This window comes from Paracoccus liaowanqingii (assembly GCF_004683865.2).
GTDB lineage: Bacteria > Pseudomonadota > Alphaproteobacteria > Rhodobacterales > Rhodobacteraceae > Paracoccus > Paracoccus liaowanqingii.
This window is the reverse complement of sequence record NZ_CP038439.1, coordinates 509885-535598: the sequence shown is the minus strand read 5'-3', so window position 1 is coordinate 535598 and position 25714 is coordinate 509885. Positions and strand designations below refer to the sequence as shown.

The following is a 25714-nucleotide window of genomic DNA, read 5'->3' as shown; positions in this document are numbered from 1 at the left end:
CCGCCGGATCGGCAGGGCCCTGCAGGATTGGACGGGCGCCGGATCAGGCCTCGGCGGTCGCCGCGGCAGCCTTAACCAGGTCGCGCTTGATCTTCATCGCGCGGTCCGACAGCTCGGCATCCTTGGCTTTCGCCAGGAACGCATCCAGGCCGCCCCGGTGATCGACCGAGCGCAGCGCGGCAGCCGAGATCTTGAGCGAGTAGCCACGGCCCAGTTTCTCGGACAGCAGCGTGACCTCGTTCAGGTTGGGCAGGAACCGGCGACGGGTCCTGTTGTTGGCATGGCTGACATTGTTACCGCTCATCGGGCCTTTGCCGGTCAGTTCGCAGACGCGCGACATGGTGTGTTCCTTCGTCTCGGCTATGCGGGTTTTCCCGATCCGGGTCGACCCAATGTGAAAGGGCGCCGCGAGGCAGCGCCCGGAATTCCGTTCGCGGGTGGTTACAGCGCCGGGACGGCCGCGTCAAGCCTCATGGGGCAATTCCGGGGCCGCGCCATAGGCCCGTTCCAGCGCGATCAGCCGTTCCTTGCGCCACAGCCCGCCCGCATATCCGGTCATCGTGCCGTCGGTGCCGATCACCCGGTGGCAGGGCACGACCAGCGCCAGCCGGTTCGCGCCATTGGCCGCCGCCACCGCGCGGACCGCCGTGGGGCGGCCAATGGCCGAGGCCAGTTGGCCATAGCTGCGGGTCTGTCCGGCGGAAATCGCCTGCAATTCCTGCCAGACGCGCATCTGGAAGGGCGTGCCGTGCAGATGCAGCGGCAGGTCCAGCCGCCCCTCGCGCCCCGCGAAGAAGGCCTGCAGCGCGGCCTCGGTCCGGTCGGTGACGGCGGTCCGGCCCAGCCCGATGCGCCCGCCCGCCCGCGCCGACAGCCGCCGCAGCCCCTGCGGCAGCGCCTTGCGGTCGGTGAATTCCAGCAGGTGCAGCGCCGCGTCGTCCGCGATCGCGATCATCCCGCCAAGCGGCGTCTCGATCCAGTCGGCGCGCAGATCGGACGCCCCCCGCATCAGATGCGGCGGATGCCCGAAGAGCCGTGCGAAGGCCCCCCGGAACCCCGAGGCCGAATCGAATCCCGCCTCCAGCTGCGCCTCGATCATCGCATCCCCCCGTGTCAGGGCGGCCATCCCCTGCCGCAGCCGCGCCGCCCGCGCCATCTGCAGGAAGCTTTGCCCCAGATGCTGGCGAAACACCCGCCGCACGGTCGAGGGGTCGTGCCCCAAGGCCGCCAGATCGCCCTCGGACCAGCGATGGCCCGGACGTGCGGCTAGGGCGGCGGTCAGCTGCGCGACCAGGGGCGGCACCCCGTCCCCGGGGTGGCAGCGCAGGCAGGGGCGGAACCCGGCGGCGGCCGCCTGCGCGGCCGTCCCGAACCAGCGGCAGTTCTCGGGGCGCGGCTTTCTGGCCGGGCATGTCAGCCGGCAGAAGATCCCGGTCGAGGTGACGCCCACCAGCGCCACCCCGTCATAAGCCGGGTCGCGCGCCAGCAGGGCCGCATAAAGTTGGTCATGGTCGGTCAGATCACGCATCGCCGGAGCCTCCTGTCCCGTCCACCCTGACCGATTCGCGTGGCCCCTGGGGTGCCAAATCGGGCGGGACATCCGAAGAGTCCCTGGGATGGGCCAGCCAGTCCAGCATCTGCCGCGCCGCCACGCTTGGCGGCACCGCGCCCTCGGCCACGCGCCCGCCCAGATCCGCGATGCGGCGGCGGGCGGCGGGGGTCTGCAGCTGCGCCAGCAGGCCCTGGCGCAGCTCCGACAGGAACCAGTCCTGCGCCTGCCCCGCGCGGATGCGGTCCAGATGGCCCTGATCGCGCCTCCATGCGGCCAACGCCTGCATCTGCGCCCACGCCTCGTCCAGCCCCGCCCCGGTCGTGGCCGAGACGGGCAGCGCCTTGGGAAAGCCCTCGGGGTCCTGCACGCGCTTGCGCAGCAGCCGCAGGGCACCCGCGTAATCGGCCACCGTGCGCCGCGCGGTGGACAGAAGGTCGCCATCAGCCTTGTTCACCAGGATCAGGTCGGCCATCTCCATGATGCCGCGTTTCACGCCCTGCAGCTCGTCGCCGCCCGCGGGCGCCAGCAGCAGCACGAACAGGTCCGACATCTGCGCCACCAGCGTCTCGGACTGGCCCACCCCCACCGTCTCGATCAGCACGATGTCATGGCCCGCGGCCTCGCACAGCCGGATCGCCTCGCGCGTGCGCCGCGCGACGCCGCCCAGATGCGCGCTGGAGGGGCTGGGCCGGATGAAGGCGCGGGGATTGCGCGACAACAAGTCCATCCGCGTCTTGTCGCCCAGGATCGAGCCGCCCGAACGGGCCGAGGACGGGTCCACCGCCAGCACCGCGACGCGCAGGCCCTGGTCGGTCAGGCGCATCCCGAAGGACTCGATGAAGGTCGACTTGCCCACCCCCGGCGTGCCCGACAGGCCGATCCGCAGCGCCTGCCGGTCGGGCAGCGCCGCGATCAGCGCCTCGGCCCGGGCGCGGTGGTCGGGGCGGGTCGATTCGACCAGCGTGATCGCCCGCGACAGGGCGCGGCGGTCGCCCCCGGTCAGGCCTGCCAGCAGATCGTCCATCAGTCGCAACCCGTCATCATCGCCCCGGCATGTCCATCCTTTCGCCAGAGTGGACCAGCGCCGCGCGGGCGGCAATCCCCGCAAGGCCCCGGGCCTTGTGCCCCGCCAGGCCGCCGCCTAGATTTGGCCCATCCCCCCGCGACAAGGATCCCCGCCCATGCCCGCCCTGTCCCGCCGCATGGTCCTCTTGTCAGCGCTGGCCCTGCCCGGCCTGGCCCGGGCGGCGGGGGCATCCCCGGACTGGCGGGCGCATCCGTGGCAGATGATGATGGTCGGGTCGGACAGCTGCCATTACTGCCGCCGCTGGCAGGCCGAGATCGGCCCGGGATATGCGGCCTCCGTCGCGGGCCGCGCCGCGCCGTTGTTTCAGGTCGAGGTGGACGGCCCCTATCCCGACGGTCTGGCGCTGGATCGCCGCCCGCGCATCACCCCCAGCTTCATCCTGCTGTCCATGGGCACCGAAATGGGCCGGGTCGAGGGCTATGTCGGGCAGGCGCATTTTTATCCGGTTCTGACGGCGATGATGGCGCGTGCCGGGCTTTTGTCGGCGGACGCGGTGCGCTAGGCAGGCGGCACCGCAATTTGCCGTGAAGGTGCCGCCATGCATGACATCCGTGCGATCCGTGACAATCCCGACGCCTTCGAGGCCGCGCTGGCCCGCCGCGGCCTGACCGGGCTGGCCGCGCAGATCCTATCGCTGGACGAGGCCCGCCGCGCCCGCATCCAGGCGGCCGAGACCGCGCAGGCCGAACAGAACCGCGCCAGCAAGGACGTGGGTGCCGCCAAGGCGCGCGGCGACGAGGCCGAGTTCGACCGCCTGCGCATGCTGCTGGCCCAGTCCCGCGCGGACATCGCCCGGATGCAGGCCGAGGCCGCCGATCTGGACGGCCAGCTGCGCGACCTGCTGCTGGGTGTCCCGAACCTGCCGCTGGACCACGTCCCCGAGGGCCGCGACGAAAACGACAATGTCGAGCTGCGCCGGTGGGGCACGCCGGCCACGACCGATTTCACCCCGGTCGAGCATTTCCAGATCGCGGGCGTCGTTCCCGGCATGGATTTCGAACTGGGCACGAAACTGTCGGGCAGCCGCTTCGTGGTCCTCAAGGGCGCCGTCGCCCGCATCCACCGCGCGCTGGCGCAGTTCATGCTGGACCTGCATGTGGACCAGCACGGCCTGCAGGAGACCTGGACCCCCGTCCTCGTCCTGGAGGAGATGATGCTGGGCACCGGCCAGCTGCCCAAGTTCGGCGAGGACAGCTATCAGACCCGCGAGGGCTGGTGGCTGGTCCCCACCTCCGAGGTGACGCTGACCAACACCGTGCATGGCGATCTGGTCGATCACGCGACCCTGCCCCGCCGCATGGTCGCCCACAGCCAGTGCTTCCGCTCCGAGGCGGGCAGCGCGGGCCGCGACACCACCGGCATGCTGCGCCAGCACCAGTTCGAGAAGGTCGAGATGGTGTCGATCACCGATGCCGAGACAGGACTTGCCGAACACGATCGCATGACCCGCTGCGCCGAGGCGGTGCTCGAGGCGCTGGAGCTGCCCTATCGCACGCTGGTCTTGTGCACCGGCGACATGGGCTTCGGCGCCCGGATCACCCATGACATGGAGGTCTGGCTGCCCGGCCAGAACCGCTATCGCGAGATCAGCAGCGTCAGCTATTGCGGCGATTTCCAGGCCCGGCGCATGAATGCCCGCTATCGCCCCGAGGGCGGCGGCAAGCCCGATTTCGTCCATACGCTGAACGGATCGGGCCTGGCCGTGGGCCGCGCCCTGATCGCGGTGCTGGAGAACGGCCAGCAGGCCGACGGCTCGGTCCAGCTGCCGCAGGTGCTCCATCCCTACCTGCGGGGCGCGTCGCGGCTGACGGCGCAGGGTGACCTGGCCTGATACAGGATTGCGCGAGCCGGGAAACTGCCTCTGCCGGCGCGCGTTGGCCTGCATGACACGGCTCGGCACCCTCCTGCAGATTTCGGCCTCGGTGATCTTCGTGATCGCCGGGATCGCTTATGCCTATGGCGGCGCCGACCCGCTGGTGGCCCCAAGCGACCCGCTGATCGGCCCCGCCCTGCCAAGCGTCGTGCTGTCCATCCCGCAGATCTACCTCAACCCCGGCAACCCGCTGATGTGGGCGCTGCTGGTCACGGTCTGGATGATGGTGCTGCTGGATGCGGTGGGCCAGTGGCTGGACCCCTCCGACGAGCCGCTGTCGCGGGCTGGACGTCCCCGCGTCTGGCCGCTGACGACGACCGCGATGCTCTGCGCCGCCGCCTGGCCCCTGATGCTGGACCGGCCGCTGCTGCTGACCGCCGCCACCGCCATCAGCGCGATCTGCGCCACGGTCGGCGCCCGGCGCGCGGCGGGCCGGCATCGCCCGGCGGTGGGCTTCCTGGCGGGCTGGGCCACGGCGATGACCTCGGCGGCGCTGGCGGGGCTCATCTCGGACCGCTTCGGGCTGCCCCTGCAGGCCATCTCGGCGCTGGCGATCCTGCCCGGCGCGGCCGTGGGCATGGCGGCGCAGATCTGGATCGGCCCCAGCATCGGCTATTCCGCAGCCCTCATCTGGGCCTTCTGCGCGCTGACCGTCACCACGATGGGCAGCGACCCGATGATCGCGCTGGCGGCCATCCTGGGCATCTCGGCCATGGCCGCCGTGCTGGTCCGCGCCGCCAGCTGATTTCATCTTGGCCGAAGTATCCTCGGGGGGAGTCCGGCGCTTGCCGGACGGGGGGCGGACAGCCCCCCTTTCCTGCCGACCGATCAGCTGCCCTTGGGCTTCTGGCGGTTCTTGTGCTTGGACAGCGCGCCCGACTGCACGATCTTGGTGGCCTTGGCCTTGAACGGGTTCTCGCCGCCCTGGTCGCGGAAGAACAGCCGGATCGGCGTGCCCGGCATGTCGAAATCGGCCCGCAGCCCGTTGATCAGATAGCGCTGATAGCTGGTCGGGATCTGGTCCGTATGCGTCGACTTGACGATGAAGGCGGGGGGCCGCGTCTTCACCTGCGTCATGTAGCGCAGGCGGATCCGCCGACCACCGGGGGCCGGGGGCGGATGGCTTTCGGTCATCGCGCCCAGCCACTGGTTCAGCCGCGCGGTCGGCACGCGGCGATTCCAGACCTCATGCGCCTTGATGACGGCGTTGTGCAGGCGGTCCAGACCCTTGCCGGTCTTGGCCGAGACGGTCACCAGCGGCGCACCGCGAAGCTGCGGCAAAAGCTTCTCGAAGCTGGCGCGCATCTCGTTCAGCTTGTGGGACTTGTCGTCCTCGGTGTCCCACTTGTTCACCGCGATGACGACGGCGCGGCCTTCGGTCTCGGCGAAATCGGCGATGCGCAGGTCCTGCGTCTCGAAGGGGATCTCGACATCCAGCAGGACCACGACCACCTCGGCGAAGCGCACGGCGCGCAGGCCGTCGGCCACCGACAGCTTCTCCAGCTTCTCGGTCACGCGGGCGCGCTTGCGCATGCCGGCCGTGTCGAAGATCCGCATATGCGTGCCCATGAACTCGGTCGTCACGCTGATCGAATCGCGGGTGATCCCGGCTTCGGGGCCGGTCAGCAACCGGTCCTGCCCCAGGATCTTGTTGATCAGCGTCGACTTGCCCGCATTCGGGCGCCCGATCACGGCCAGCTGCAGGGGCCGCGCCTCGGTCGGGCGCCAGTCCTCGGCCCCCTCTCCCGATTCGGCCTCGGCCTCCGAGATGTCCAGGTCGGTCACCGCCTCGATGGGGGCGGGCCGGTCGGCCTCGATCTGGTCGGCCAAGGGCATCAGCACGCGGTAGAGATCATCCATCCCCTCGCCATGCTCGGCCGAGATGCGCAGGGGCTCGCCCAGACCCAGGGCATAGGCCTCCATCGCGCCCGCCTCGCCGGCGCGGCCCTCGGACTTGTTGGCGGCGACGATGACATGCTTGGCGCGGCGGCGCAGGATCTCGGCGAAATATTCGTCGGCGGCGGTGATGCCGAGGCGGGCATCCACCACGAACAGGCAGATGTCGGCCTCGTCGACCGCACGCTCGGTCAGGCGGCGCATGCGGCCCTGCAGGCTGTCATCCTCGGCCATCTCCAGGCCGGCGCTGTCGATCACGATGAATCGCAGGTCGCCAAGGCGCCCCGCGCCTTCGCGCAGGTCGCGGGTCACCCCGGGCTGGTCATCGACCAGCGCAAGCTTCTTGCCGACGAGACGGTTGAACAGGGTGGACTTGCCGACATTGGGCCGTCCGACGATGGCGAGTGTGAAGGTCATCTATACGCATGCAACTGGCCGTTGCGGGCAACGACGTAAAGGGTTTGACCGGCAACCGCGGGGGCCGAGGCAGCCCCACCGGGAATCTGCGCCTGACCGACCAGCGCGCCGGAGGCGGGATCGAAGCTGCGCAACATGCCATCGCTGGAGGCGATGTGCAACCTCCCCCCCGCCAGCACGGGTCCGTAATGCGCATGGACCGCATCCTGACGCCGCACGCGGTCGGTGGTGTAATAGGGCAAGGGCTGGCGCCAGACGACCCCGCCGGTGGCGGCATCCATCCGCACCAGCTGCGCCTGGTCGTTCACCGCGAAGACCGATCCGCCCGCCACGACGACGGGGCTGGCGGCCCCTTCCTGTGCGGTCCAGTCCTGCAGGCCGGTGGCCAGGTCGACCGCGTCGATGCGTCCCGACGACGTGCCCGCATAGACGCGCCCGCCCGAGATCACCGGATCGCCGGTCACGTCGCGGATCACCGCGATGGACCGACCCGGCCGGGTGCCCGCGATCTGCGCGCTCCAGTCGGACAGGCCGGTGTCGCGGTCGACGGCCAGCACCTGCCCCGACGAGAAGGGGAAGACCACCGTCCCCCCCTGCACGGCGGGCACCGACACGCCCATCACGCCCGAGCCCGAGGGCGTCCCCGAGGTCTGCCACAGCACCCGACCGTCGGCGGCGCGCACGGCCCAGCCCACGGCATTGCGGGCCGCGACATAGACGACGCCGTCCTGAACCGCGGGCCCGCCGCTGATCGAGGCCTCGACGCGCTGGCGCCACAGCACCGCGCCCGAGGCCGCGTCCATCGCGACCAGCTCTCCGAAGCCGGTGGTGGCGTAGAGGCGCCCGCCCTCATAGGCCAGCCCGCCGCCCGAGGCGCTGTCGGGATCCTCCAGCGGCGGGGTGATGTCGGTGGACCAGGCGCGGCCGCCGTTCAGCGCGGTGGCGGTCACGCGGGCGCGGCTGTCCAGCGTGAAGACCCGCCCGGCCGCCACGACCGGATCGGCGGTGATGCGGTGGCGGCGGCTGTCGCCCTGCCCGATGGGCGCCGACCACAGGCGCGCGCCGACCGAGCCCAGGGCCAGATGGCCGGGGTCGTGGGCGGCATTGCCGCCGCGATGGGTCCATTCGGCATTGGCGACGGGGGCCGCCAGCGACAGGGCCGTGCCGGTGATGCCCGGCGGGCCGTCGACGGCGGGCCCGTCGGGCGAGGTCACGGCCAGCGGGTCCAACCGCTCTCCGGGCAGGATGACGTCACGGTCGCCGCAGGCGGCAAGCCCCAATGCGGCGGACATCGCCAAGGTCAGTCGCAGCATGGCGGTCATCCCGGCCTCTCTCCTCGTGCAGTCTTTTCCGTCCGCGTCAGTTCGCGGCGGGTGTCGTCCCGGCAGCTGTCGTGTCGGCCGGCATGGTGTCGGCGGGCATCAGGTCGGCGGGCTCGGGGTCGACGCCCAGGGCGATCATCATCTCGGACAGGCGCAGGCGCAAGGCCTGGGTCACCCCGTCCTTGTCCTGGATCTGGCGGATCAGCGTCACCGCGTCGTCGGGCCGCCCGGCCCCGATCAGGGCGACGGCCTTCTGTTCCAGCGCCAGCAGCTCGAACGGCGCCCCGGCGCGCGAGAGGCGCGTCAGCATCTCGTCGCGGACCGAGGCGTCCATGTTCTGCCCGTCCAGCATCACCAGCTTCAGCTGCGCCAGCTCCGCCAGCGCGCCCTGGGGCGCGTCGCCCCCGACCGCGCGCAGCGCCTCTGCCGCGGCGGCGGGGTCGTCGGCCTGCACGCCCGCGGCCAGAAGCCCTGCCAGCGCCTCGCGCCCGGCCGAGCCCTGCGGGTCGATCGCCAGAAGGGCCGCCGGATCGGCGCCCTCCTCGGCGGCCAGGACCGCGTCGCCCCAGGCCTCCGCCTCGGCTCGCTCCTGCGCGCGGCTGTATTCGCGCCAGGCGGTCGCGCCCACGATGGCCAGGATGGCCAGGATCACGATCCAGCCATAGCGGCGCATGACGCCGTAGAGGCGGTCGCGCCGCAATTCGTCGGTGACCTCGTCGATGAAACTGTCGTTCTGGTTGGCCATGGCCGCCTGTCGTCCGATCTGTCCTGCGTTCCCGTGGTCTTATACCGGGGCGCGCGGAAAAGCCAATCCCGGCGCGGGTCCATGCGAAAGGCCCGCCGCAGGTGCGACGGGCCGATCCGGCGTCAAGGTTTGGCGGGGATCAGAGGCGGGCGGCCACGTTGTCCCAGTTCACCAGCTTGTCCAGAAAGTTCTCCAGATACTTCGGACGCGCGTTGCGGAAGTCGATGTAGTAGCTGTGCTCCCACACGTCGCAGCCCAAGAGCGCGGTCTGGCCGAAGCAGAGCGGGTTCACGCCGTTCTCGGTCTTGGTGATCTCCAGCCCGCCCTCGGGCGTCTTGACCAGCCAAACCCAGCCCGACCCGAACTGGCCGACGCCGGTCTCGGTGAACTTCTTCTTGAAGTCCTCGACCGAACCGAAGCTGTCCTTGATCGCGGATTCCAGTTCCGGAGGCATGGCGCCGGGGTTCGGGCCCATCATCTCCCAGAACTGGGCGTGGTTCCAGTGCTGGCTGGCATTGTTGAAGATGCCGTTCTGGGCAACGGCGCCCTTCTGATAGGTGCCCTTGACGATGTCCTCGAGCGGCTTGCCGTCCCATTCGCTGCCCGCGACCAGTTCGTTCAGCTTGGTGACATAGGCGTTGTGGTGCTTGTCGTGGTGGAATTCCAGCGTCTCGCGGGACATGCCGCCAGCTTCCAGCGCGTCGTGGGAATAGGGAAGATCGGGAAGGGTGAAGGCCATTTAGCGGTCCTTTCGAAAGGGTTGGAAGATCGTTCGGCGCGCACGGTCGCGCATTCGCAGGGTCAACGCAAGGGGGCGGGCGGGGTTCCGACCGGGGCCGTGCGGGCGGGTGCGGCAAGGGGGCGCTCGCGCCCCCTCTTGGCCGTGCCGGCCAATTCACCCCCGAGGATACTTGCGGACCAATGCAGGAGGCAGGGCCGTTCTCAGCGGGGTGCGAGCCCGCTGCCCGGCAGGGCCGCATTGGTCAGGATCAGCTGCAGATAGTCGGCGGTGGATCGGAAGCCCGCCACGCGGAAGCCGCCCGGGATCCGCCAGATCGCGGCGGCGGTCTGCGCCAGGCGCGTGCGGCGCAGATGGCCCTCGGGCAAACGGGCGGCGTCCACCGGGGCCAGCTTGGCGATCACATCCGCCGCATGGGGACCGATGACGTCGAAGACCGCACGGGCGTCCGAGACATCGACGACCAGCCCGTGTTCGCCCATCAATGCCTGGGTCAGGGCGTGCTGCGCCTCGTCCCGATCAAGGGCGGGCAGGATCAGCAGCAGCTCGTCCGGCGACATCCAGCCCAGGATGCGGCTGCCGTCGCTGGTCAGGCCGGTCGGGTCCGGCAGGGCCAGCCCCGCCGCCTCGGCCAGGGCCTCGCCGGCGCGGGCCAGATCGGCGCGGATCGTGATCATGGCAAGGCCCGTCACCGGGGTGACGAGGGCCAGGGGCCTGAGGTCCTGCATGTCAGCCATTCGCCCGGCTCCCTTCGCTGTCGTAGAAGACCGGATCGACGATCCGGGCCTGCATCACCTCGCCCGAGGGCATGGGGAAGTCCAGGACCTCGCCCCTGCGGTCGGGGCCGCGCCGCACCAGCCCCATGGCGATGGGCCGGTCCAAGGTCGGCGAGTGGTAGCTGGAGGTGACGCGGCCCTGGGTGTGGCGCTGACCGTTGGGATTGCGGCCCGGCGCCACCGCATAGGCACCATCGGGCAGGACCTTGCCCGACAGGCTTTCCAGCCCCACCAGCTTCCAGCGGTCGGGATCGGTCATGTGGCTGCGGGCCTGCGCGCGCTTGCCGATATAGTCGGCCTTCTTCTTCGAGATCGCCCACGCGAGGCCCAGGTCCTGCGGAATGACGGTGCCGTCGGTCTCGTCCCCGATCATGATGAAGCCCTTTTCCGCGCGCATGACATGCATCGCCTCGGTCCCGTAGGGGGTGATGCCCAGGTCCCGGCCCGCGGCATGCAGGCGGTCCCACAGCTCCAGCCCGCGGCTGGCGGGAACGGCGACCTCGAAGCTGAGCTCGCCCGAGAAGCTGATGCGGAAGACGCGGGCGGGGATGCCGGCGATCTCGCCCTCGGCCCAGGCCATGAAGGGCAGCGCCGCGGCCGACAGGTCGATCGTGCCGGGCAGGCGCTCCAGCGCGGCGCGGGCCTTGGGGCCGGCCACGGCGATCTGGGCATACTGTTCGGTCAGGTTGGCGGTCCAGACCTTCCAATCGCCCCATTCGCATTGCAGCCAGTCTTCCATGTGCCCGTGAATGCGGTCGGCGCCCCCGGTGGTGGTGTGGCAGAGCCAGCTGTTGTCAGACAGCCGCGCCACCACCCCGTCATCCATCAGGAAGCCGTTCTCGCTGCACATCAGGCCATAGCGGCATTTGCCCACCGGCAGCGTGGACATCATGTTGGTATAGAGCATGTCGAGGAACCGCCCCGCATCCGGCCCCTTGACCAGGATCTTGCCCAAGGTCGAGGCGTCCAGCGTGCCGACGCCGCCGCGCACGGCCAGGATCTCTCGGGTGACGGCGGCGTGGCGGTCCTCGCCCGCGCGCGGATAGGCATAGGGGCGGCGCCAGAGGCCGACCGGCTCGAAGCTGGCGCCCTGGGCCAGGTGCCAGCCATGCATCGGGGTCTTGCGCAGGGGCTGGAAGGCGTCGCCCTTGGCCTCGGCCGCGATGGTGGCCAGGGTCAGCGGCGTGTAGGGCGGGCGGAAGGTGGTGGTGCCGGTGGCCTGGATCGGCTGGTTCAGCGCCTTGGACAGCACCGCCAGCCCGTTGATGTTGCTGAGCTTGCCCTGATCCGTCGCCATGCCCAATGTCGTGTAGCGCTTGGTGTGTTCGACCGAGGCATAGCCCTCGCGCGCGGCCAGTTCGACATCGGTGACCTTCACGTCGTTCTGGAAATCCAGCCACATCTTGGCGCGCAGCTTGTAGGGGGCGCGGGCGGGCATGACCCAGACGGGCAGCGTCGCGCCCTCGGGCCGTTCCAGATCGCCGGCGCAGCGCAGATCGCCGTTGGCGGCGCCCGTGGCGGTCACGTTGCCCTTGCCGTCCGCGCCCAAGGGCGGGCGGTCGGGATCGGGGCGGAACATGGCCTGCGCCTCGTCCCAGAGCAGCTTGCCGCCGCAATGGCTGTAGAGATGCACGACCGGCGACCAGCCCCCTGACATGGCGACCACGTCGCAGGCGATGGTCTGGATCGGACGCCCCTCGCCCGACTGGTCGCAGAGGATGACGGCCTCGACATGCTTGCCGCCCGTGACCTTGGCGATGCCGGTGCCGGTCAGGACGGTGATGCCCGCCGCGCGCGCGGCCTGCGGCAGGGCGCCGTCGGCCACCGGGCGGGCGTCGACGATGGCGGGCACGTCCAGCCCTGCGGCCCGCGCCGCCAGCGCGGTGCGGTAGGCGTCGTCATTGGTGGTGACCACCACGATGCGCCGGCCCGGCGCCACGCCATAATCCGAGATGAAGTCGCGCACGGCGCTGGCCAGCATGACGCCCGGCACGTCGTTGCAGGCGAAGGACAGGGGCCGTTCCAGCGCGCCGGTGGCCGCGATCACCCGGCCCGCGCGGATGCGCCACAAGCGCTGGCGCGGCAGGCCCTGATTGGGGTCGTGGTCGGCCAGCGCCTCGCGGGCGATCAGATAGCCGTGGTCGTAAAGTCCCGTTGCCATGGTGGCGCGGCGCAGGGTGACGGTGTCGCGGGCCCGCAGGTCGGCCAGCAGGGCGTCGATGGCGGCCTGTCCCCCGGGATGGTCGGTGGGGGTGCGTCCGCCCCAGTGGCTGTCCTGTTCCAGGACCAGCACGGTCCCGCCCGCCTCGGCCGCCTCGCGCGCCGCCGTCAGGCCGGCAATGCCGCCGCCGACCACGACCGTGTCGGCAAAGCCGTAGGCCTGTTCATAGCGGTCCGGATCGGGATCGGTGGGCGCCGCGCCCAGGCCCGCGCTGCGACGGATGATCGGCTCGAACAGGTGCTTCCAGAAGGGGCGCGGGTGGATGAAGGTCTTGTAGTAGAAGCCCGCCGGCAGCACCGGCGACAGGGCGCCGTTGATCGCGCCGATATCGCTGTCCAGGGACGGCCAGCAGTTCTGGCTGCGCAGGATCATGCCGGGCACCAGCGCGGTGGTGGTGGCGCGCTGGTTCGGCTCGAACCGGCCGCCCTGGCCCAGCCCGAAGAGGGCGTTGGGCTCTTCCGCGCCCGAGGCGAGGGGGCCGCGCGGGCGGTGATACTTGAAGGACCGGCCCATCAGCATCTGGCCATTGGCCAGAAGCGCCGAGGCGAGGCTGTCGCCCTGCACCCCGCGCAGATGCCGCCCGTCGAAGCGGAAGGCCCGGGGATAGGCGCGGTCGATGCGGCGGCCCTGCGTGGACAGGCGGAAGGGGGGCGTGTGGGTCATCTTACGGAGTCGTCCAGTCGGGGGTCCAGTCGGGGCGGGCGGCACGGATGGCATCGATGATGTCCGCGGGCGGCTGCGTCGTCTGCGCGCTGTAGGTGCCGAAGACCTGCAGCGTCGCGGTGCAGCGCGCGGCCAGAAACCACTTTCCGCAGCCATAGGCATGGCGCCAGCGTTCGAAATGCACGCCCTTCACGTTCTTGCGCGCGAAGAGGTAGGATTCGAAGGCCGCGTCGTCGCCCTCGGGGCCGATGCGGGCCAGATGCGCCTCGCCGCCGGGATGCAGCTCGGTTTCCTCGGCGGCGATGCCGCAGCAGGGACAGGTCAGGATCAGCATGGGGCGTCCTTGCAAGGGGTGGGGCGGGCCGCGGACCGCGGGGGCGGACATGGGAACGCGCCGCAACGGCGGGGGCCGGCGGCGCGTGGGATCGGGTCTGGAGAAAGGCCGGGGGCCGATTGCCCCCGGACCCCCGTGGATATGTCCGGACCGAAAACGGCGGGCGCCGCGCGGTCGCGGAGGCGGGCCTCAGTTGGCCGGGGCTGCGGGCTCGGCGGGCGATTCGACGGCCGGGGGGCTGTCGGTCTCGACCGTGACGGGCGACGTGCCGGTGGCGGGGTCGGCTGCGGGCGTCTCGACGGTGACGTTGGTGTCGCCGCCCGCGACCGGGTCGGTCGTGGCCACGCCGGTTTCGCTGCCGGACATGAAGAAGAACAGCAGCGCCACGACGACGACGATGCCGCCGACGATGAAATAGAGGCCGTTGTTGTTGCGGTCAGCCATGATGGTCCCTTTCGGACTGAACAGTCATGACCATACAATCCCCGGGCGAAGTTCGCGGTTCCCATACTCGGCGCCATCGGCATCCCCCCGCCTAATGCGCTACGCCGGCGGCAACCGATTCGTCGATGAACCGCCCCTCGCGGAAGCGGTTCAGGCCGAACCCCTCGGCCAGCGGACCGGGTGTCCCCTTGGCGACCAGCTCGGCCATGGCCCATCCCGAGCCGGGAATGGCCTTGAAGCCGCCCGTGCCCCATCCGCAATTGACGAAGATGCCGCCCACCGGGGTCGTCGACAGGATCGGAGACCGGTCGCCGGTCATGTCCACGATGCCGCCCCATTGGCGCAGCATCTTCAGCCGCGACAGCATCGGGAAGGTCTCGATCAGGGCGCGGACGGTCTCCTCGACATGCTGCCAGGACCCGCGTTGGGTGAAGTTGTTGAACCCGTCGGTGCCGCCGCCGATCACCATCTCGCCCTTGTCGGATTGCGACAGATAGCCATGGACGGTGTTGGCCATCACGACGACATCCATGCAGGGCTTGATCGGCTCGCTGACCAGCGCCTGCAGGGCGACGCTTTCGATGGGCAGGCGGAAGCCCGCCATCTCGGCCAGCTGGCTGGAATGGCCCGCAACCACGATGGCCAGCTTGTCGCAGCCGATCTCGCCCTTGCTGGTCGTGACGCCGCGCACCTGCCCGCCCTCGGTGCGGACCCCCGTCACCTCGCAGTTCTGGATGATGTGCATGCCCATGTCGCTGCAGGCCCGCGCATAGCCCCAGGCCACCGCATCATGGCGCGCGGTGCCGCCCCGCGCCTGATAAAGGCCGCCCAGCACCGGATAGCGCGGCCCGTCCAGATTGATGATCGGCACCTTGGCCTTCAGCTGCTGCGGGTCCAGCCATTCGGTCTGGACGCCCTGCAGGGTGTTGGCATGGACGGTGCGGCGGTAGCCCCGGATCTCGTGCTCGGTCTGGGCCAGCATGATCAGCCCGCGCGGGCTGAACATGATGTTGTAGTTCAGGTCCTGCGACAACGTTTCATAGAGGCTGCGCGACTTCTCGTAGATCGCGGCCGAGGGGTCCTGCAGATAGTTCGACCGGATGATGGTCGTGTTGCGCCCCGTGTTGCCGCCGCCCAGCCAGCCCTTCTCGATCACCGCGACATCAGTGATGCCGAAGTTCCTGCCCAGGTAATAGGCCGTGGCCAGGCCGTGCCCGCCCGCGCCCACCACGATCACCTTGTAGCGGTCGCGGGGCGCCGGATCGGCCCAGGCCCGGGTCCAGCCGGTGTGCTGGCGCAGCGCCTCGCGGGCGATGGCAAAGACGGAATAGCGGCCGGAACGAGGGGCGGCGGGCATGGGGTCTCCGGGGTTGAGGTTTGGGGCACCATGGCCGTGCCGGGCCATCGTCTCAAGGCGGCTTGCGGCAGATCACGGCCAAATGCGACATGCGACATTCGGACTGCGGGTTCAATTTCGCGCGCGGCGCGCTTTCGGTCGCGGGCCAATCGCGCTAGGACCGGCTGCAACGGAGGAAGCCCATGTTCTGGATTGTTGCCGCGGCGATCACCGCACTTGTCACCTCGGCCATCCTGGCGCCGATCCGGCGGGCCAAGGGCGGCCTGGGATCGGGATCCGAACCCGCCGCCGCCTACGACCTGCGGGTCTATCGCGACCAGCTGACCGAGGTCGAGCGCGACCTGGAGCGCGGCGTGATCCAGCCCGAGGACGCCGTGCGCCTGCGCACCGAGATCGGCCGCAAGGTGCTGGAGGCCGACCGCCGCCTGTCGCAGGCGGCCCCCGCCACCGGGCGCGGCGGCACGGTCTGGGCGGCCGCGGTGCTGGGCATCATGCTGGCCGGGGGGATCGCCCTCTATCTGCGCGAGGGGGTGCCCGGCGCCCCCGACATGCCGCTGGCCGAACGCTTCGCCGCCGCCGATGCCGCCTATCGCGCCCGCCCCGCCCAGGCCGAGGCCGAGGCGGCGGCGACGCCCCGCACCGCGCCCGACCTGTCCGAGGCCGATCCCGACTATCTGGCGATGGTCGACCAGCTGCGCGCCGCCGTCGCCCGCAATCCCGACGACCTGCAGGGCCAACAGCTTCTGGCCACCCACGAGCTGCGCCTCGGCAACCTGGCCGCCGCGCGCGACGCGCAGGCCCGGCTGGTCGCGCTGCAGGGCGATCAGGCGGATGCGGGGCAGCTGATGCAGCTGGCCTCGCTGATGGTCGAGGCGGCGGGCGGGCTGGTCACCCCCGAGGCCGAGGCCCTGCTGGCCCGCGCCCTCGCGCTGGATCCTAGCCAGCCGCAGGCGCGCTATCTGCAGGGCGTGATGCTGATCCAGAACGGCCGCCCCGACCGGGCCTTCCCGGTCTGGCGCCGCCTGCTGGAGGAGGGGCCGGAAAACGCGCCCTGGATCCCCTCGATCCGCGCGGCGATCATCGAACTGGCCTGGCTGGCCGGTGACGACGAATACGAACCGCCCGCGCCCGTCGCGGCCCTGCCCGGCCCCGATGCCGAGGCGCTGGCCCTGGCCGAGGACATGACCCCCGAGGAACGCCAAGAGATGGTCGAGGGCATGGTCGGTCGCCTGCAGGACCGCCTGGCGACCGAGGGCGGCGCCCCCGAGGAATGGGCGCAGTTGATCGGATCGCTGCGCCTTCTGGGCCGCGACGAGCAGGCCGATGCGATCCTGGACGAGGCACGGCAGCGCTTTGCCGAAGCGCCCGAGGCGCTGGCGGTGATCGAGGCGCCAGGCCCGGGGGCTGGCGAGGGGGTCGACGCGGGATCCGGCGAGGGGACCGCCCCGTGATCCACGAGGACATGATCGACTTTGCGACCGCCCTGCCCCGCCACGGCGCGCTGGCGGGCCTGGATCTGGGCACCAAGACCATCGGCGTGGCCGTCAGCGACGGGATGCGACAGGTGGCCTCGCCCATCACGGTGATCCGCCGCGCCAAGTTCACGCTGGATGCGCAGGCCCTTCTGGCCGTCGCCACCGACCGTGCGCTGGTCGGGCTGGTCCTGGGCCTGCCGCGCAACATGGACGGCTCGGAAGGCCCGCGCGCCCAGGCCACCCGCGCCTTCGCCCGCAACCTGACGCGGCTGACCGACTTGCCCATCGCCTATTGGGACGAGCGCCTGTCCACCGTCGCCGCCGAGCGCGCGCTGCTGGAGGGCGACACCTCGCGCAAGCGCCGCGCCGAGGTCATCGACCAAGTGGCGGCGGGCTACATCCTGCAGGGTGCGCTGGACCGGCTGCGCTACATCGCGGACCGGGCCTGATGGGCGCGCAGATGGACATGGGGGCCGCGTGCTTGCGCGCGGCGTGGCGCCAAGCGGCAGCGTCCGGGGCGGGCCCTGCCCGTCCCGCGCCCTTGTCGGCCACCGGGGGCATGCGATGATCGACAGTCCCTGCATCAAGCTGTGCCGGATCGATCCCGACCGGGCCCTGTGTCTGGGCTGCTGGCGGACCCTGGACGAGATCGCCGCATGGGGCGCGATGCCCCCCGAGGCCCGTCGCGCCATCATGCGCGACCTGCTGCCCGCCCGTCAGGCGCTGTCGGACATGCCCTTGCGCGGATCATAGGCGTTCTGGCGCCGCCAGGTCTCGAAGAAGGCGGTCAGCTCGGCATCGACCTGCGCCGGCATGGCGATGCGCAGCTCGACATGCTGATCGCCGCCGTTCACGCCCCGCCCCCGCAGCCGCAGCCGCTGCCCCGAGGTTGCGCCCACCGGGATCGTCAGGTTCACCGGCCCGTCGATGGTGGGCGCGGTCACCTTGCCGCCCAGCACCGCCTCGTCCAGCGAGATCGGCAGCACTAGCAGGATGTCGTCGCCCTCGCGCGCGAATTGCGGATGCTCGGCGACGCGCACCTCCAGATGCGCATCGCCCGGCGCGCCCCGGCCGATGCCTGGCGCCCCCTTGCCGCGCAGGCGGATCACCTGCCCGTCGCGCATGCCCTTGGGGATGGCCACGTCCAGCGTGCCTCCCTGGGGCAGGGTGATGCGGCTGCGCCCGCCGCGCACGGCGGTCAGGAAGTCGATCTCGACCAGCAGCCGCACGTCGTCGCCACGCTGGTCGGTCCGCGAGCCGCCAAAACCCCCGAAGCCCCCGAAGCCCGTCGTCCGCGCGCCCGCGCTGCGACCGCCCGGGCGATGGCCGAAGAGGTCGGCAAAGACATCCGACAGGTCGGGATCGCCGCCATGGCCGGGCGCGTCGCCGAAAGGGTTGCCCCCGGCATGCTGGCGCTGGCGCCAGCGCGTGCCCTGTTCCTGGCCCTGGTCATCGATCTCTCCGGCATCGAAGCGGCGACGCTGGTCGGGATCCTTCAGCAGATCGTAGGCCGCCGTCGCCGCCTTGAAGCGCGCGGTGGCGGCCGGGTCCTGCGTCAGGTCCGGGTGATCGGTCTTGACGATGCGCCGATAGGCTTTCTTGATGTCCTCGGCACTGGCGGAACGTTGCACGCCCAGTGCGGAATACGGGTCGCCTGCCATGCCTGGCCCCTCTGCTGTCTCTGTCTGTCTGATCGGAAAGATAAAGGCGGAACGCCCCCGATCAATAGGCCGGCCCCTAGACGGGCCTGTTCAATACGGCAGGGGATGGGCCCGGTGCAGCCGCTCGATGCCGCGGCGCAGCTCGTCGGGCAGGTCGCGCCCCAGCCCGGCGATCAGGTGCCGCAGCTGGTCCATCGTGGTCGCGCCGATGATCGGCACCACCTTGAAGGGCCGCGTCAGCTGCCAGGCGATGACCATGTGGACCACGTCCCAGCCATGTTCGGCGGCCAGCGCGCCATAGGCCTCGGCCGCCGCGATGCCGCGATCGGTCTTGCGCCCGCCCAGGTTGCCCTGCCCGCCCGTGGCCACGTCGACCGCCGCCCGGCTGCCCTCGGGCAGCGCGCCGCCTGCGTACTTGCCGGTCAGCAGTCCGGCGGCTAGCGGCGAATAGGACAGCAGCGTCACGTCCTCGTTTACCGCCGTCTCGGCCAGGTCGGTGTCGTAGAGGCGGTAGAGCGGCGAGTATTCGTTCTGGATCGCCGCCATGCGCGGCCCGCCCGTGCGGTCGGCCACGTCGCACCAGCGCGCCAGGCCCCAGGCCGATTCGTTGGACAGGCCCACGGCGCGCAACTTGCCCGCCACGACCGCGTCGGTCATCGCGCCCAGGACGTCCTGCATGTGGTCCAGCGTCGCCGCCTTGTCCTGTCCCGAGGGGTCATAGGACCAGTTCTGCCGGAAGCCGTAGGATCCGCGCACCGGCCAGTGCAGCTGGTACAGGTCGATCCGGTCCGTCTGCAGCCGCCGCAAGGAGGCGTCGATGCCCGCGCGCACCGCCGCGCCGTCGAAGGGGGCGCCGTCGCGGACCATCTGGCTGGGCCCGGTGATCTTGGTGGCGATCTCGACCCGGTCGCGATGGCCGGTCCGGGCCAGCCAGCGGCCGATGATCTCCTCCGACACCCCGATGGTCTCGCGCCGGACGGGGTTCACGGGATACATCTCGGCGCAGTCCATGAAAGTCATCCCGACCTCCAGCGCGGCGTCCATCTGCGCATGGGCCACGGTCTCGTCGGTCTGGTTGCCGAAGGTCATGGTGCCCAGGCAGATGCGGCTGACCTCGACCTTGCTGCCGCCCAGTGTCACACGATCCATCCGATAGCCCCCTTGCCCTGAATTGCGCGCAAGCTAGCGGACGGGCCGGCAGGCGCAAGCCCCACCGGACGGTACAGAAAAAGAGGGCGCCCCGAAGGACGCCCCCTTTTCACCATGAAAATGCGGGTCATGCTGCCCGAAACCAATCAAAAAGGCCCTTCTCGGGCCAGCCCCCTATCTAGTCGGACCCCGACCTTTCTCCTATAGCCCCGTAAGGCTATGTTGCGCGGGGGCCACGCCCCCCTGTTCCGGCGCAACACCTTGTTGTCGCAGGGCCCGGCGTCGCATTATGCACCCTTCCGGACCCCGACAGGCAGACAGACATGACCTCGCTTCCCCAGAGCCAGGCCGCGACCGCGGATCTGGAAGAGATCGAAGAGGCCTTGGCGCGGCTGGCCCCGCGCGGCTTCACCCTGGGGCTGCACATCCGCTATTCCCGGCCGGTGCGCCGGGTGTCGACCTATCCCTCGCAATGGATCCAGACCTACACGCAGCGCAATCTGGGGGTCGGCGATCCGATGATGATCTGGTGCGTGATGAACCAGGGCAGCATCGCGTGGCACGAGCTGATCCGCCAGATGCCCGACCCGCTGGACGTGATGGGCCAGGCGCGGGCGCATGGGCTGGTCTATGGCGCCGCGCTGGCCTGGGGACCGGCGGAATCGCGGTCCTATATCGGCGCCGCGCATCCCGACCGCGACTTCACTGCGACCGAGATCGCCCGCATGGCCGCCCTTCTGCGCAAGGCCCACGACCTCTTGGACCGCGACACCGCCCTGCGCCCGATCCTGGTCGCGGCGCTGGAGGCGATCGCCTGCGGCATGACCTATGACCAGGCCTGCGAGGCGCTTGGCATCTCGCGCACCGCGCTGCGCTATCGCCTGCGCATGGCGCGCGAGGTGCTGGGGGCCGAGGACAACCCGCAGGCCGTGCGCAAGGCCATCGATGCGGGGCTGCTGAACGGGGTCAGCCTGTCGGGGCTCAGCAAGGGGCTGCCCACCGGACCGGCGGACAGCCGCGACTGAGGTTGCGCGTTCAGGTCTTGGCGCGCTTGCGCCGCCACGGGCGATGACGGGGCCAGTGCCAGTTGCGGAACAGGCCGCGCTTGCCCAGGGGCTCGAAGATCTTGTCGGGGCCCTCGGGGTCCAGGATCTCGTTGTCGGCCAGCCAAGTCTCGAAGCCGGACAGTTCCGGGATCTCGTAGGGGATCAGCGTGCGCCCCTGCCCCCGCGTGCCGCGTGCGGCCTCGATCGTGGCGATCAGGCTGTGGTCCTGCGCCGCGATGGCACGGGCCACCGCGGTGTGGTCCTGGGCCAGATGCTCGGCCAGCAGGTCGTCGCGCAGCTGCAGGATGCGGCGGCGCGTCGCCTCGGCCCCGGGGCGTTCGGCGGCCAGCAGCACGTCGCATTCCGTATCCAGTCGCAGCGAGCGGTTGTTGAAGTTCGACGATCCGACCCGAAGATAGGTGTCGTCGACGATCATCACCTTGGCATGGACATAGATCTCGGCGCCCTTGTCGGTCACCGGGTGATAGATGCGGAAACGCCCCCGATGATCCAGCCGCTGCAGCGCCTCGACCAGGCGGGCGCGGGCGGTGTCCATCGCCATCGGCTCCAGCCAGCCCTCGGCGCTGATGGGGTTGATGATGACGATTTCGGGCGGGTCCTCCTCGATCAGCCGCCGGGCGATGGCCTGGGCGATCTTGCGCGAGGCGAAGTACTGGCTTTCGGCATAGATGACCTTCTGCGCCCGGGCGATCAGGTCCAGATACATCTGCTCGATCTCGAAGCTGGGCGTCACGTCCGCGATCTCGGGCCGGGTGCGCGAGATGGCCAGGGGCACGTCGCGGAACATCGGCGTCAGGATGTCGGGCCAGCAGCCCTGCACGTCGGGGACCGAGGGCAGCTCCTCGCCCGAGGCGATGCGCCAGCGGTCGCGCGCCAGATCGCCAAGCGCGCGGGCGGCGGGCCCGTCGAAGGCGCTGGTCGCGTCGTGCCAGGCCTTCATCGGCTTGCCGCGCGGGCTGACGCGGCGCGGATCGTCGTCCAGATGGTCGCGCGTGTCCCACCGCCCCTCGGTCATGTCGATGCCGCCGCAGAAGGCCAGGCAGTCGTCGATCACCACGATCTTCTGGTGGTGCGAGCTGGCGAAGGGGTGCTTGCCGTCCAGCCGCAGCGTGATGCGCGGATGCATCTTCCAGCGCAGGATGGTCATCAGGGTCGAGCCGCGGAAGATCGACTTGAGCGCGCCGGTGTCCCACCGCAGCAGCCGCACGTGCAGCGAGGGCCGCCGCCGCGCCAGCCACATGACGAAGTCGCCCAAGGCCGCCGGGCCGCCATCGTCCGAGGCGTCGCCCAGATGGATGCGGGCATCGAAGTCCCATCCGATCATCAGGATGGAATGGCGCGCCTGCGCCATGGCCTGCCGCACGGCACGGAAATATTCGTCGGCATCCGCGATCACGGTGAAGCGGGACGTCTGCTCGACCCGCCAGCAGTTCCATCCCGGTCGGGTCATCCGGTCACTCGAAGCATCCATCCGTCGCGTCTATCCTGTTGCCATCGCTTGAAATACGGGGCCTGCGGCATCAGAGGGGACGCAGGCCGAAAACGCAACACCGCCGCCGGGATTTCGTTCCGCGGGCGGTCCTCGGGCGTGGGGATTGCGGCGGGCGGGGCCTGATCCCCGCCCGCCCGCGTCTTCAGCCGAACAGCGCGTTGCAGATCAGCAGCATCGCCAGCGAGGATCCCCAGGCCAGCGTGGTCGGCACCGACCACAGCAGCATCTGGTGCTTGGCCTGCTTCACGCCCAGCATCCGGTTGATGACCCAGAAATAGCTGTCGTTGAAATAGCCGAAGACCATCGACCCGATGGCCGCCGCCTGCGCCGCGAACACCATGTTCACGTCCGGCATCCCCACCAGGATCGGGGCCGAGATCGACGCCCCGGTGATCATCGCCACCGTGCCCGAGCCCTGGATCAGCCGCACCAGCGACGAGATGACGAAGGGGATCAGCACCGCCGGAATGGCCAGACCGGCCACCGCCTGCCCGATCACGTCGCCCGCGCCACTGTCGCGCAGGACCGAGCCCAGGGCCCCGCCCGCGCCGGTCACCAGCAGGATGATGCCCGCGCTTTCCACGCCCTGCTCCATGTAGCCCAGCACCTCGTCGCGGGGACGGCCCGGCAGCAGGGTATAGATCGACACCAGAAGGCCGATGGCCACCGCGATCACCGGGTTGCCGAAGAAGGACATCGCCTGCACCAGGAAGCTGGTCTCAAGCTCGGGGTTGTCCGATCCGCGCACCAGCGTCGTGGCGATGGTGTTGAGAAAGATCAGCACGATCGGCAGGACCAGCGGCAGCACCGACAGGCCCAGGGACGGCAGGACCTTCTGGCGGTCGTCCACGGCCTCCTCGAACTGGCGGTAGGCGGCGGACAGGTCCTCTCCGGTGTCGGTCTGGATCATCCGCTCGATCCGGGGACCCATGGCGCGGGCATAGAGGACGATGACCGCCATGCCGGGGATCGTGAAGACCACGCCCCACAGGATCATCAGGCCCAGGTCGACGTCGAAGATGCCCGCCACGCCCAGGGGGCCGGGGGTCGGCGGCACGGCATGGTGGGTCAGCATCAGCCCGCCCGCCAGCGCGATGCCCAGGGTCAGCACAGACTTGCCCGAGGACCGCGCCAGCGCCTTGACCAGCGGCGACAGGATCACGAAGGCGCTGTCGCAGAAGATCGGGATCGACACGATGTAGCCCGTCAGGACCATCGCCCAGTCCTCGCGCTTCTTGCCGACCCACCGGATCAGCGAATAGGCCATCTGCTCGGCAGCGCCCGACACCTCGAGGATGCGGCCCATCATCACCCCGAAGCCGATGACCAGGCCGATGGTCGACAGCGTGCGGCCGAAGCCGGTGGTGATCGAGGTGATGACCTCGGCGGGCAGCATGCCGCCGATCAGCCCCGAGACCGATGCGGCGATGATCAGCGCGATGATCGCGTGGACCTTGGTCTTCACGACCAGAAAGATCAGCAGGAAGATGGCAAAGCCCAACCCCGCGATCAGCTGGAACTCCATTCCCGGTTCAGCCATGGCAGTCTCCTCCTCGGCGCGCCCGGTCTGCGGGTCGCGTCCCTCGTGACAGAAAAACGGTGATGCCCCCCCGATGGCGGGTCAGGCGGCGGCGACCTCATCCAGATACTGGTGCAGGACGGCATCGAAATCGGCATCGGCGGCAAAGCCCAGGGCGCCCGCGCGCGCCACGTCGAAGGCGCCGGGCCAGCTACACACGATGGCCTCGACGCGCGCATCGCGGGTCAGCGTGACGCGGGCGCGGGCCGGGGCGCCTGCCAGCCGCTCCAGCGCGTCCAGCATCTGCGCGGGCGTGACGGTGATGCCGGGCAGGTCCAGCACGCGGTGCAGGCCGATGGCGGCGCTGTCCAGCCGGGCGGCGCGCACCAGGTTGGCGATGGCCGTGCCGGGCGACGAGATCCACAGCCGCGTGTCCACCGGCACCGGGCAGTCCGAGGGCAGGCCCGCCACCGGTTCGCGGATGATGCCCGACACGAAGGACGAGGCGGCGGAATTGGGCGCGCCGGGGCGCACGCAGATCGTGGGCAGGCGCACGGTCAGCCCGTCGACAAAGCCCTTGCGGCTGTATTCGCTGACCAGCAGCTCGCCGATGGCCTTGCCGCAGCCATAGGAGGATTGCGGCAGGGTCGCCATCGTCTCGGGCACGACCTCGGGCATCTGCCCGCCGAAGACCGCCAGCGAGCTGGTGAAGACGAAGCGCGGCGGGCGCGGCAGGCGGCGGCACTGTTCCAGGATCAGCCGCGTCGCATCGACGTTGATGTGCAGGCCGGTGTCGAAATCCTCCTCGGACTGGCCCGACAGGACGGCGGCCAGGTGATAGACCACGTCGGCCCCCTCGCCCAGGGCCTGCGCCACCGTGTCGGCGGCGTCGATGGAGCCGATGATGCTGCTGACGCGGGGGTCGTCCAGCGGACAGGCCACCCGGTCCAGCGACACGATCCGCGCGGCCCCGTCGGCCAGCAGCGCCGCGATCAGGCGGCTGCCCAGAAATCCGGCCCCGCCGGTGACAACGATCTTCATAGCAGTCCTTTCTTGATGTTCAGGCCCCGGGCGCCGATTCCTCGGGCACCCCGGGCCAGGATCACCTGCGCCCCCGCCTCGCGCAGGGCGCGGGCGACGTCGGCGTCGATCCGGTCGTCGGTCACGATGCTGTCCAGCGCCGACAGCGCCAGGATGTTCACCGCCGCCACCGCCCCGTATTTCGTCGAATCCGAGACCAGGACCGACCGCCGCGCCTGCCGCACCGCGACCCGCTTGACGGCCGCCTTGGCCTCGGACGGCGAACTGAGCCCCGAGATGGTCCAGGACGAGGTCGAGATGAAGGCGATGTCATAGTTGAACCGCGCCAGCGCCTCGGAGGCGGCATCGCCCACGCAGGACTGGTTGGCACGCTCGACCAGCCCGCCGCTGTGATAGAGCGTGCAGTCCGAATGCTCCGACAGCCAGGCGCAGACGACCAGATCGTTGGTCACCACCGTCAGGCCGCGCCGGTCCGCGATCAGCCGCGCCAGCTCCAGCATCGTGGTGCCCGCGTCCAGATAGATCACCATGCCGTCCTCGACCAGATCGGCGGCGGCGCGGCTGACGGCGCGCTTCTCGTCGGTGTTGATCGCCCGCTTCTGCAGATGCGGCAGCTCCTGCGCCAGCCTGCGCGACAGGCGCACGCCCCCGGTGACCGAGCTGACGCGCCCGGCCCCCTCCAGCGCCTGGATGTCGCGGCGGACGGTCATGTGCGACACGCTCAGGCGGTCCACCAGTTCGGCGATGCTGACCACGTCGCGCTCGGCCAGGCAGGACAGGATGAAATGCTGGCGCTCGGCCGGGATCATGGGCGCGCGTCAAGCCAGGGGCGGCCCAGCCCAGACCCTCTTCTGTGCCGGCGCGCGGGTTGTATTCGCAACCCA

25 protein-coding genes are annotated in these 25714 nt (G+C 70.5%); 7 read left to right on the top strand and 18 right to left on the bottom strand.

All coding sequences use genetic code 11. From position 1 onward, the window contains the following. Positions 1 to 43 precede the first annotated feature (43 nt). From rpmB to meaB, 3 genes are all read right to left on the bottom strand, one after another. Positions 44 to 340: a 50S ribosomal protein L28 gene (rpmB, locus tag E4191_RS02555; protein ID WP_135312019.1), complete on the bottom strand. Its 297-nt coding sequence runs from the start codon at positions 338 to 340 to the stop codon at positions 44 to 46. A gap of 123 nt (positions 341 to 463) precedes the next feature. Next, positions 464 to 1528, bottom strand: a complete 1065-nt coding sequence (locus E4191_RS02550; protein ID WP_135312018.1) for a bifunctional transcriptional activator/DNA repair enzyme AdaA — start codon at positions 1526 to 1528, stop codon at positions 464 to 466. Further along, positions 1521 to 2576, bottom strand: a complete 1056-nt coding sequence (gene meaB, locus E4191_RS02545; RefSeq protein WP_135312017.1) for a methylmalonyl Co-A mutase-associated GTPase MeaB — start codon at positions 2574 to 2576, stop codon at positions 1521 to 1523. Before meaB ends, E4191_RS02550 begins: the two co-directional genes overlap by 8 nt. 157 nt (positions 2577 to 2733) lie before the next feature. Between meaB and E4191_RS02540 the strand changes: the two genes are divergently transcribed. The 3 genes from E4191_RS02540 to E4191_RS02530 are packed head-to-tail and all read left to right on the top strand — an operon-like array spanning position 2734 to position 5257. Then, a complete protein-coding gene (locus E4191_RS02540) occupies positions 2734 to 3141 on the top strand; it encodes a thioredoxin family protein (protein WP_228461489.1) in 408 nt (135 codons plus the stop codon). 36 nt (positions 3142 to 3177) lie between these two features. Next, positions 3178 to 4470, top strand: coding sequence for a serine--tRNA ligase (serS, locus tag E4191_RS02535; RefSeq protein ID WP_135312016.1), 1293 nt, complete (start codon positions 3178 to 3180; stop codon positions 4468 to 4470). Positions 4471 to 4522: 52 nt separating this feature from the next. Continuing rightward, entirely contained in the window at positions 4523 to 5257 is a 735-nt protein-coding gene (locus tag E4191_RS02530; RefSeq protein ID WP_135312015.1) for a hypothetical protein, read from the top strand. 83 nt (positions 5258 to 5340) lie between these two features. Here E4191_RS02530 and der read toward each other — a convergent pair whose 3' ends face one another. From der to E4191_RS02485, 9 genes are all read right to left on the bottom strand, one after another. Then, the gene (gene der, locus E4191_RS02525) at positions 5341 to 6825 is read right to left on the bottom strand and encodes a ribosome biogenesis GTPase Der (protein ID WP_135312014.1); all 1485 of its coding nucleotides are present in this window, start codon (positions 6823 to 6825) and stop codon (positions 5341 to 5343) included. Next, positions 6822 to 8147, bottom strand: a complete 1326-nt coding sequence (locus tag E4191_RS02520) for an outer membrane protein assembly factor BamB family protein (protein ID WP_407947039.1) — start codon at positions 8145 to 8147, stop codon at positions 6822 to 6824. The genes der and E4191_RS02520 overlap by 4 nt, the downstream gene beginning before the upstream one ends. A 37-nt stretch (positions 8148 to 8184) precedes the next feature. Then, positions 8185 to 8892, bottom strand: a complete 708-nt coding sequence (locus E4191_RS02515; protein ID WP_135312013.1) for a tetratricopeptide repeat protein — start codon at positions 8890 to 8892, stop codon at positions 8185 to 8187. A 139-nt stretch (positions 8893 to 9031) separates the two neighbouring features. Next, positions 9032 to 9631, bottom strand: coding sequence for a superoxide dismutase (locus E4191_RS02510; RefSeq protein WP_135312012.1), 600 nt, complete (start codon positions 9629 to 9631; stop codon positions 9032 to 9034). 203 nt (positions 9632 to 9834) lie between these two features. Beyond that, entirely contained in the window at positions 9835 to 10368 is a 534-nt protein-coding gene (locus tag E4191_RS02505; RefSeq protein WP_228461487.1) for a sarcosine oxidase subunit gamma, read from the bottom strand. After that, the gene (locus E4191_RS02500; RefSeq protein WP_135312011.1) at positions 10361 to 13291 is read right to left on the bottom strand and encodes a sarcosine oxidase subunit alpha family protein; all 2931 of its coding nucleotides are present in this window, start codon (positions 13289 to 13291) and stop codon (positions 10361 to 10363) included. Before E4191_RS02500 ends, E4191_RS02505 begins: the two co-directional genes overlap by 8 nt. 1 nt (position 13292) lies before the next feature. After that, positions 13293 to 13625: a sarcosine oxidase subunit delta gene (locus E4191_RS02495; RefSeq protein ID WP_135312010.1), complete on the bottom strand. Its 333-nt coding sequence runs from the start codon at positions 13623 to 13625 to the stop codon at positions 13293 to 13295. Between the two features lie 189 nt (positions 13626 to 13814). Then, positions 13815 to 14069, bottom strand: coding sequence for a hypothetical protein (locus E4191_RS02490; protein WP_135312009.1), 255 nt, complete (start codon positions 14067 to 14069; stop codon positions 13815 to 13817). Between the two features lie 91 nt (positions 14070 to 14160). Then, the gene (locus E4191_RS02485; protein WP_135312008.1) at positions 14161 to 15426 is read right to left on the bottom strand and encodes a sarcosine oxidase subunit beta family protein; all 1266 of its coding nucleotides are present in this window, start codon (positions 15424 to 15426) and stop codon (positions 14161 to 14163) included. Positions 15427 to 15608: 182 nt separating this feature from the next. On the opposite strand from E4191_RS02485, the gene ccmI reads away from it, so the two are divergent. The 3 genes from ccmI (at position 15609) to E4191_RS02470 (ending at position 17654) form a co-directional block, all read left to right on the top strand. Further along, on the top strand, positions 15609 to 16877 hold the full coding sequence (gene ccmI, locus E4191_RS02480; RefSeq protein WP_135312007.1) for a c-type cytochrome biogenesis protein CcmI: 1269 nt from the start codon (positions 15609 to 15611) through the stop codon (positions 16875 to 16877). A gap of 11 nt (positions 16878 to 16888) precedes the next feature. Further along, the gene (ruvX, locus tag E4191_RS02475; protein WP_407947057.1) at positions 16889 to 17350 is read left to right on the top strand and encodes a Holliday junction resolvase RuvX; all 462 of its coding nucleotides are present in this window, start codon (positions 16889 to 16891) and stop codon (positions 17348 to 17350) included. 115 nt (positions 17351 to 17465) lie between these two features. Continuing rightward, a complete protein-coding gene (locus E4191_RS02470) occupies positions 17466 to 17654 on the top strand; it encodes a DUF1289 domain-containing protein (protein WP_135312005.1) in 189 nt (62 codons plus the stop codon). Here the strand turns inward: E4191_RS02470 and E4191_RS02465 are convergent. Together E4191_RS02465 and E4191_RS02460 are read right to left on the bottom strand one after the other, a co-directional pair. Continuing rightward, entirely contained in the window at positions 17618 to 18562 is a 945-nt protein-coding gene (locus tag E4191_RS02465) for a DnaJ C-terminal domain-containing protein (protein ID WP_135312004.1), read from the bottom strand. The genes E4191_RS02470 and E4191_RS02465 overlap by 37 nt on opposite strands. Before the next feature lie 90 nt (positions 18563 to 18652). After that, positions 18653 to 19711 carry an aldo/keto reductase gene (locus E4191_RS02460; protein ID WP_135312003.1) on the bottom strand — a complete coding sequence of 353 codons (1059 nt, stop codon included), beginning with the start codon at positions 19709 to 19711 and terminating at the stop codon, positions 18653 to 18655. Positions 19712 to 20034: 323 nt separating this feature from the next. On the opposite strand from E4191_RS02460, the gene E4191_RS02455 reads away from it, so the two are divergent. Next, a complete protein-coding gene (locus E4191_RS02455; RefSeq protein ID WP_135312002.1) occupies positions 20035 to 20736 on the top strand; it encodes a helix-turn-helix transcriptional regulator in 702 nt (233 codons plus the stop codon). Positions 20737 to 20746: 10 nt separating this feature from the next. Here E4191_RS02455 and E4191_RS02450 read toward each other — a convergent pair whose 3' ends face one another. The 4 genes from E4191_RS02450 to E4191_RS02435 all read right to left on the bottom strand — a co-directional run bounded on the left by E4191_RS02450 (position 20747) and on the right by E4191_RS02435 (position 25639). Beyond that, entirely contained in the window at positions 20747 to 22228 is a 1482-nt protein-coding gene (locus E4191_RS02450) for a phospholipase D-like domain-containing protein (RefSeq protein WP_135312001.1), read from the bottom strand. Positions 22229 to 22412: 184 nt separating this feature from the next. Further along, complete coding sequence (locus E4191_RS02445) at positions 22413 to 23810, bottom strand: GntP family permease (protein WP_228461485.1); 1398 nt, start codon at positions 23808 to 23810, stop codon at positions 22413 to 22415. An 81-nt stretch (positions 23811 to 23891) separates the two neighbouring features. Beyond that, the gene (gene denD / locus E4191_RS02440) at positions 23892 to 24830 is read right to left on the bottom strand and encodes a D-erythronate dehydrogenase (protein ID WP_135312000.1); all 939 of its coding nucleotides are present in this window, start codon (positions 24828 to 24830) and stop codon (positions 23892 to 23894) included. Further along, positions 24827 to 25639, bottom strand: a complete 813-nt coding sequence (locus E4191_RS02435; RefSeq protein ID WP_135311999.1) for a DeoR/GlpR family DNA-binding transcription regulator — start codon at positions 25637 to 25639, stop codon at positions 24827 to 24829. The genes denD and E4191_RS02435 overlap by 4 nt, the downstream gene beginning before the upstream one ends. Positions 25640 to 25714 lie beyond the last annotated feature (75 nt).

Excerpts from the sequence above, each read along its gene's own strand:
- rpmB (WP_135312019.1), bottom strand. The coding sequence starts at position 340 with ATGTCGCGCGTCTGCGAACTGACCGGCAAAGGCCCGATGAGCGGTAAC.
- E4191_RS02550 (WP_135312018.1), bottom strand. The coding sequence starts at position 1,528 with ATGCGTGATCTGACCGACCATGACCAACTTTATGCGGCCCTGCTGGCG.
- meaB (WP_135312017.1), bottom strand. The coding sequence starts at position 2,576 with ATGGACGATCTGCTGGCAGGCCTGACCGGGGGCGACCGCCGCGCCCTG.
- E4191_RS02540 (WP_228461489.1), top strand. The coding sequence starts at position 2,734 with ATGCCCGCCCTGTCCCGCCGCATGGTCCTCTTGTCAGCGCTGGCCCTG.
- serS (WP_135312016.1), top strand. The coding sequence starts at position 3,178 with ATGCATGACATCCGTGCGATCCGTGACAATCCCGACGCCTTCGAGGCC.
- E4191_RS02530 (WP_135312015.1), top strand. The coding sequence starts at position 4,523 with ATGACACGGCTCGGCACCCTCCTGCAGATTTCGGCCTCGGTGATCTTC.
- der (WP_135312014.1), bottom strand. The coding sequence starts at position 6,825 with ATGACCTTCACACTCGCCATCGTCGGACGGCCCAATGTCGGCAAGTCC.
- E4191_RS02520 (WP_407947039.1), bottom strand. The coding sequence starts at position 8,147 with ATGACCGCCATGCTGCGACTGACCTTGGCGATGTCCGCCGCATTGGGG.
- E4191_RS02515 (WP_135312013.1), bottom strand. The coding sequence starts at position 8,892 with ATGGCCAACCAGAACGACAGTTTCATCGACGAGGTCACCGACGAATTG.
- E4191_RS02510 (WP_135312012.1), bottom strand. The coding sequence starts at position 9,631 with ATGGCCTTCACCCTTCCCGATCTTCCCTATTCCCACGACGCGCTGGAA.
- E4191_RS02505 (WP_228461487.1), bottom strand. The coding sequence starts at position 10,368 with ATGGCTGACATGCAGGACCTCAGGCCCCTGGCCCTCGTCACCCCGGTG.
- E4191_RS02500 (WP_135312011.1), bottom strand. The coding sequence starts at position 13,291 with ATGACCCACACGCCCCCCTTCCGCCTGTCCACGCAGGGCCGCCGCATC.
- E4191_RS02495 (WP_135312010.1), bottom strand. The coding sequence starts at position 13,625 with ATGCTGATCCTGACCTGTCCCTGCTGCGGCATCGCCGCCGAGGAAACC.
- E4191_RS02490 (WP_135312009.1), bottom strand. The coding sequence starts at position 14,069 with ATGGCTGACCGCAACAACAACGGCCTCTATTTCATCGTCGGCGGCATC.
- E4191_RS02485 (WP_135312008.1), bottom strand. The coding sequence starts at position 15,426 with ATGCCCGCCGCCCCTCGTTCCGGCCGCTATTCCGTCTTTGCCATCGCC.
- ccmI (WP_135312007.1), top strand. The coding sequence starts at position 15,609 with ATGTTCTGGATTGTTGCCGCGGCGATCACCGCACTTGTCACCTCGGCC.
- ruvX (WP_407947057.1), top strand. The coding sequence starts at position 16,889 with ATGATCGACTTTGCGACCGCCCTGCCCCGCCACGGCGCGCTGGCGGGC.
- E4191_RS02470 (WP_135312005.1), top strand. The coding sequence starts at position 17,466 with ATGATCGACAGTCCCTGCATCAAGCTGTGCCGGATCGATCCCGACCGG.
- E4191_RS02465 (WP_135312004.1), bottom strand. The coding sequence starts at position 18,562 with ATGGCAGGCGACCCGTATTCCGCACTGGGCGTGCAACGTTCCGCCAGT.
- E4191_RS02460 (WP_135312003.1), bottom strand. The coding sequence starts at position 19,711 with ATGGATCGTGTGACACTGGGCGGCAGCAAGGTCGAGGTCAGCCGCATC.
- E4191_RS02455 (WP_135312002.1), top strand. The coding sequence starts at position 20,035 with ATGACCTCGCTTCCCCAGAGCCAGGCCGCGACCGCGGATCTGGAAGAG.
- E4191_RS02450 (WP_135312001.1), bottom strand. The coding sequence starts at position 22,228 with ATGACCCGACCGGGATGGAACTGCTGGCGGGTCGAGCAGACGTCCCGC.
- E4191_RS02445 (WP_228461485.1), bottom strand. The coding sequence starts at position 23,810 with ATGGCTGAACCGGGAATGGAGTTCCAGCTGATCGCGGGGTTGGGCTTT.
- denD (WP_135312000.1), bottom strand. The coding sequence starts at position 24,830 with ATGAAGATCGTTGTCACCGGCGGGGCCGGATTTCTGGGCAGCCGCCTG.
- E4191_RS02435 (WP_135311999.1), bottom strand. The coding sequence starts at position 25,639 with ATGATCCCGGCCGAGCGCCAGCATTTCATCCTGTCCTGCCTGGCCGAG.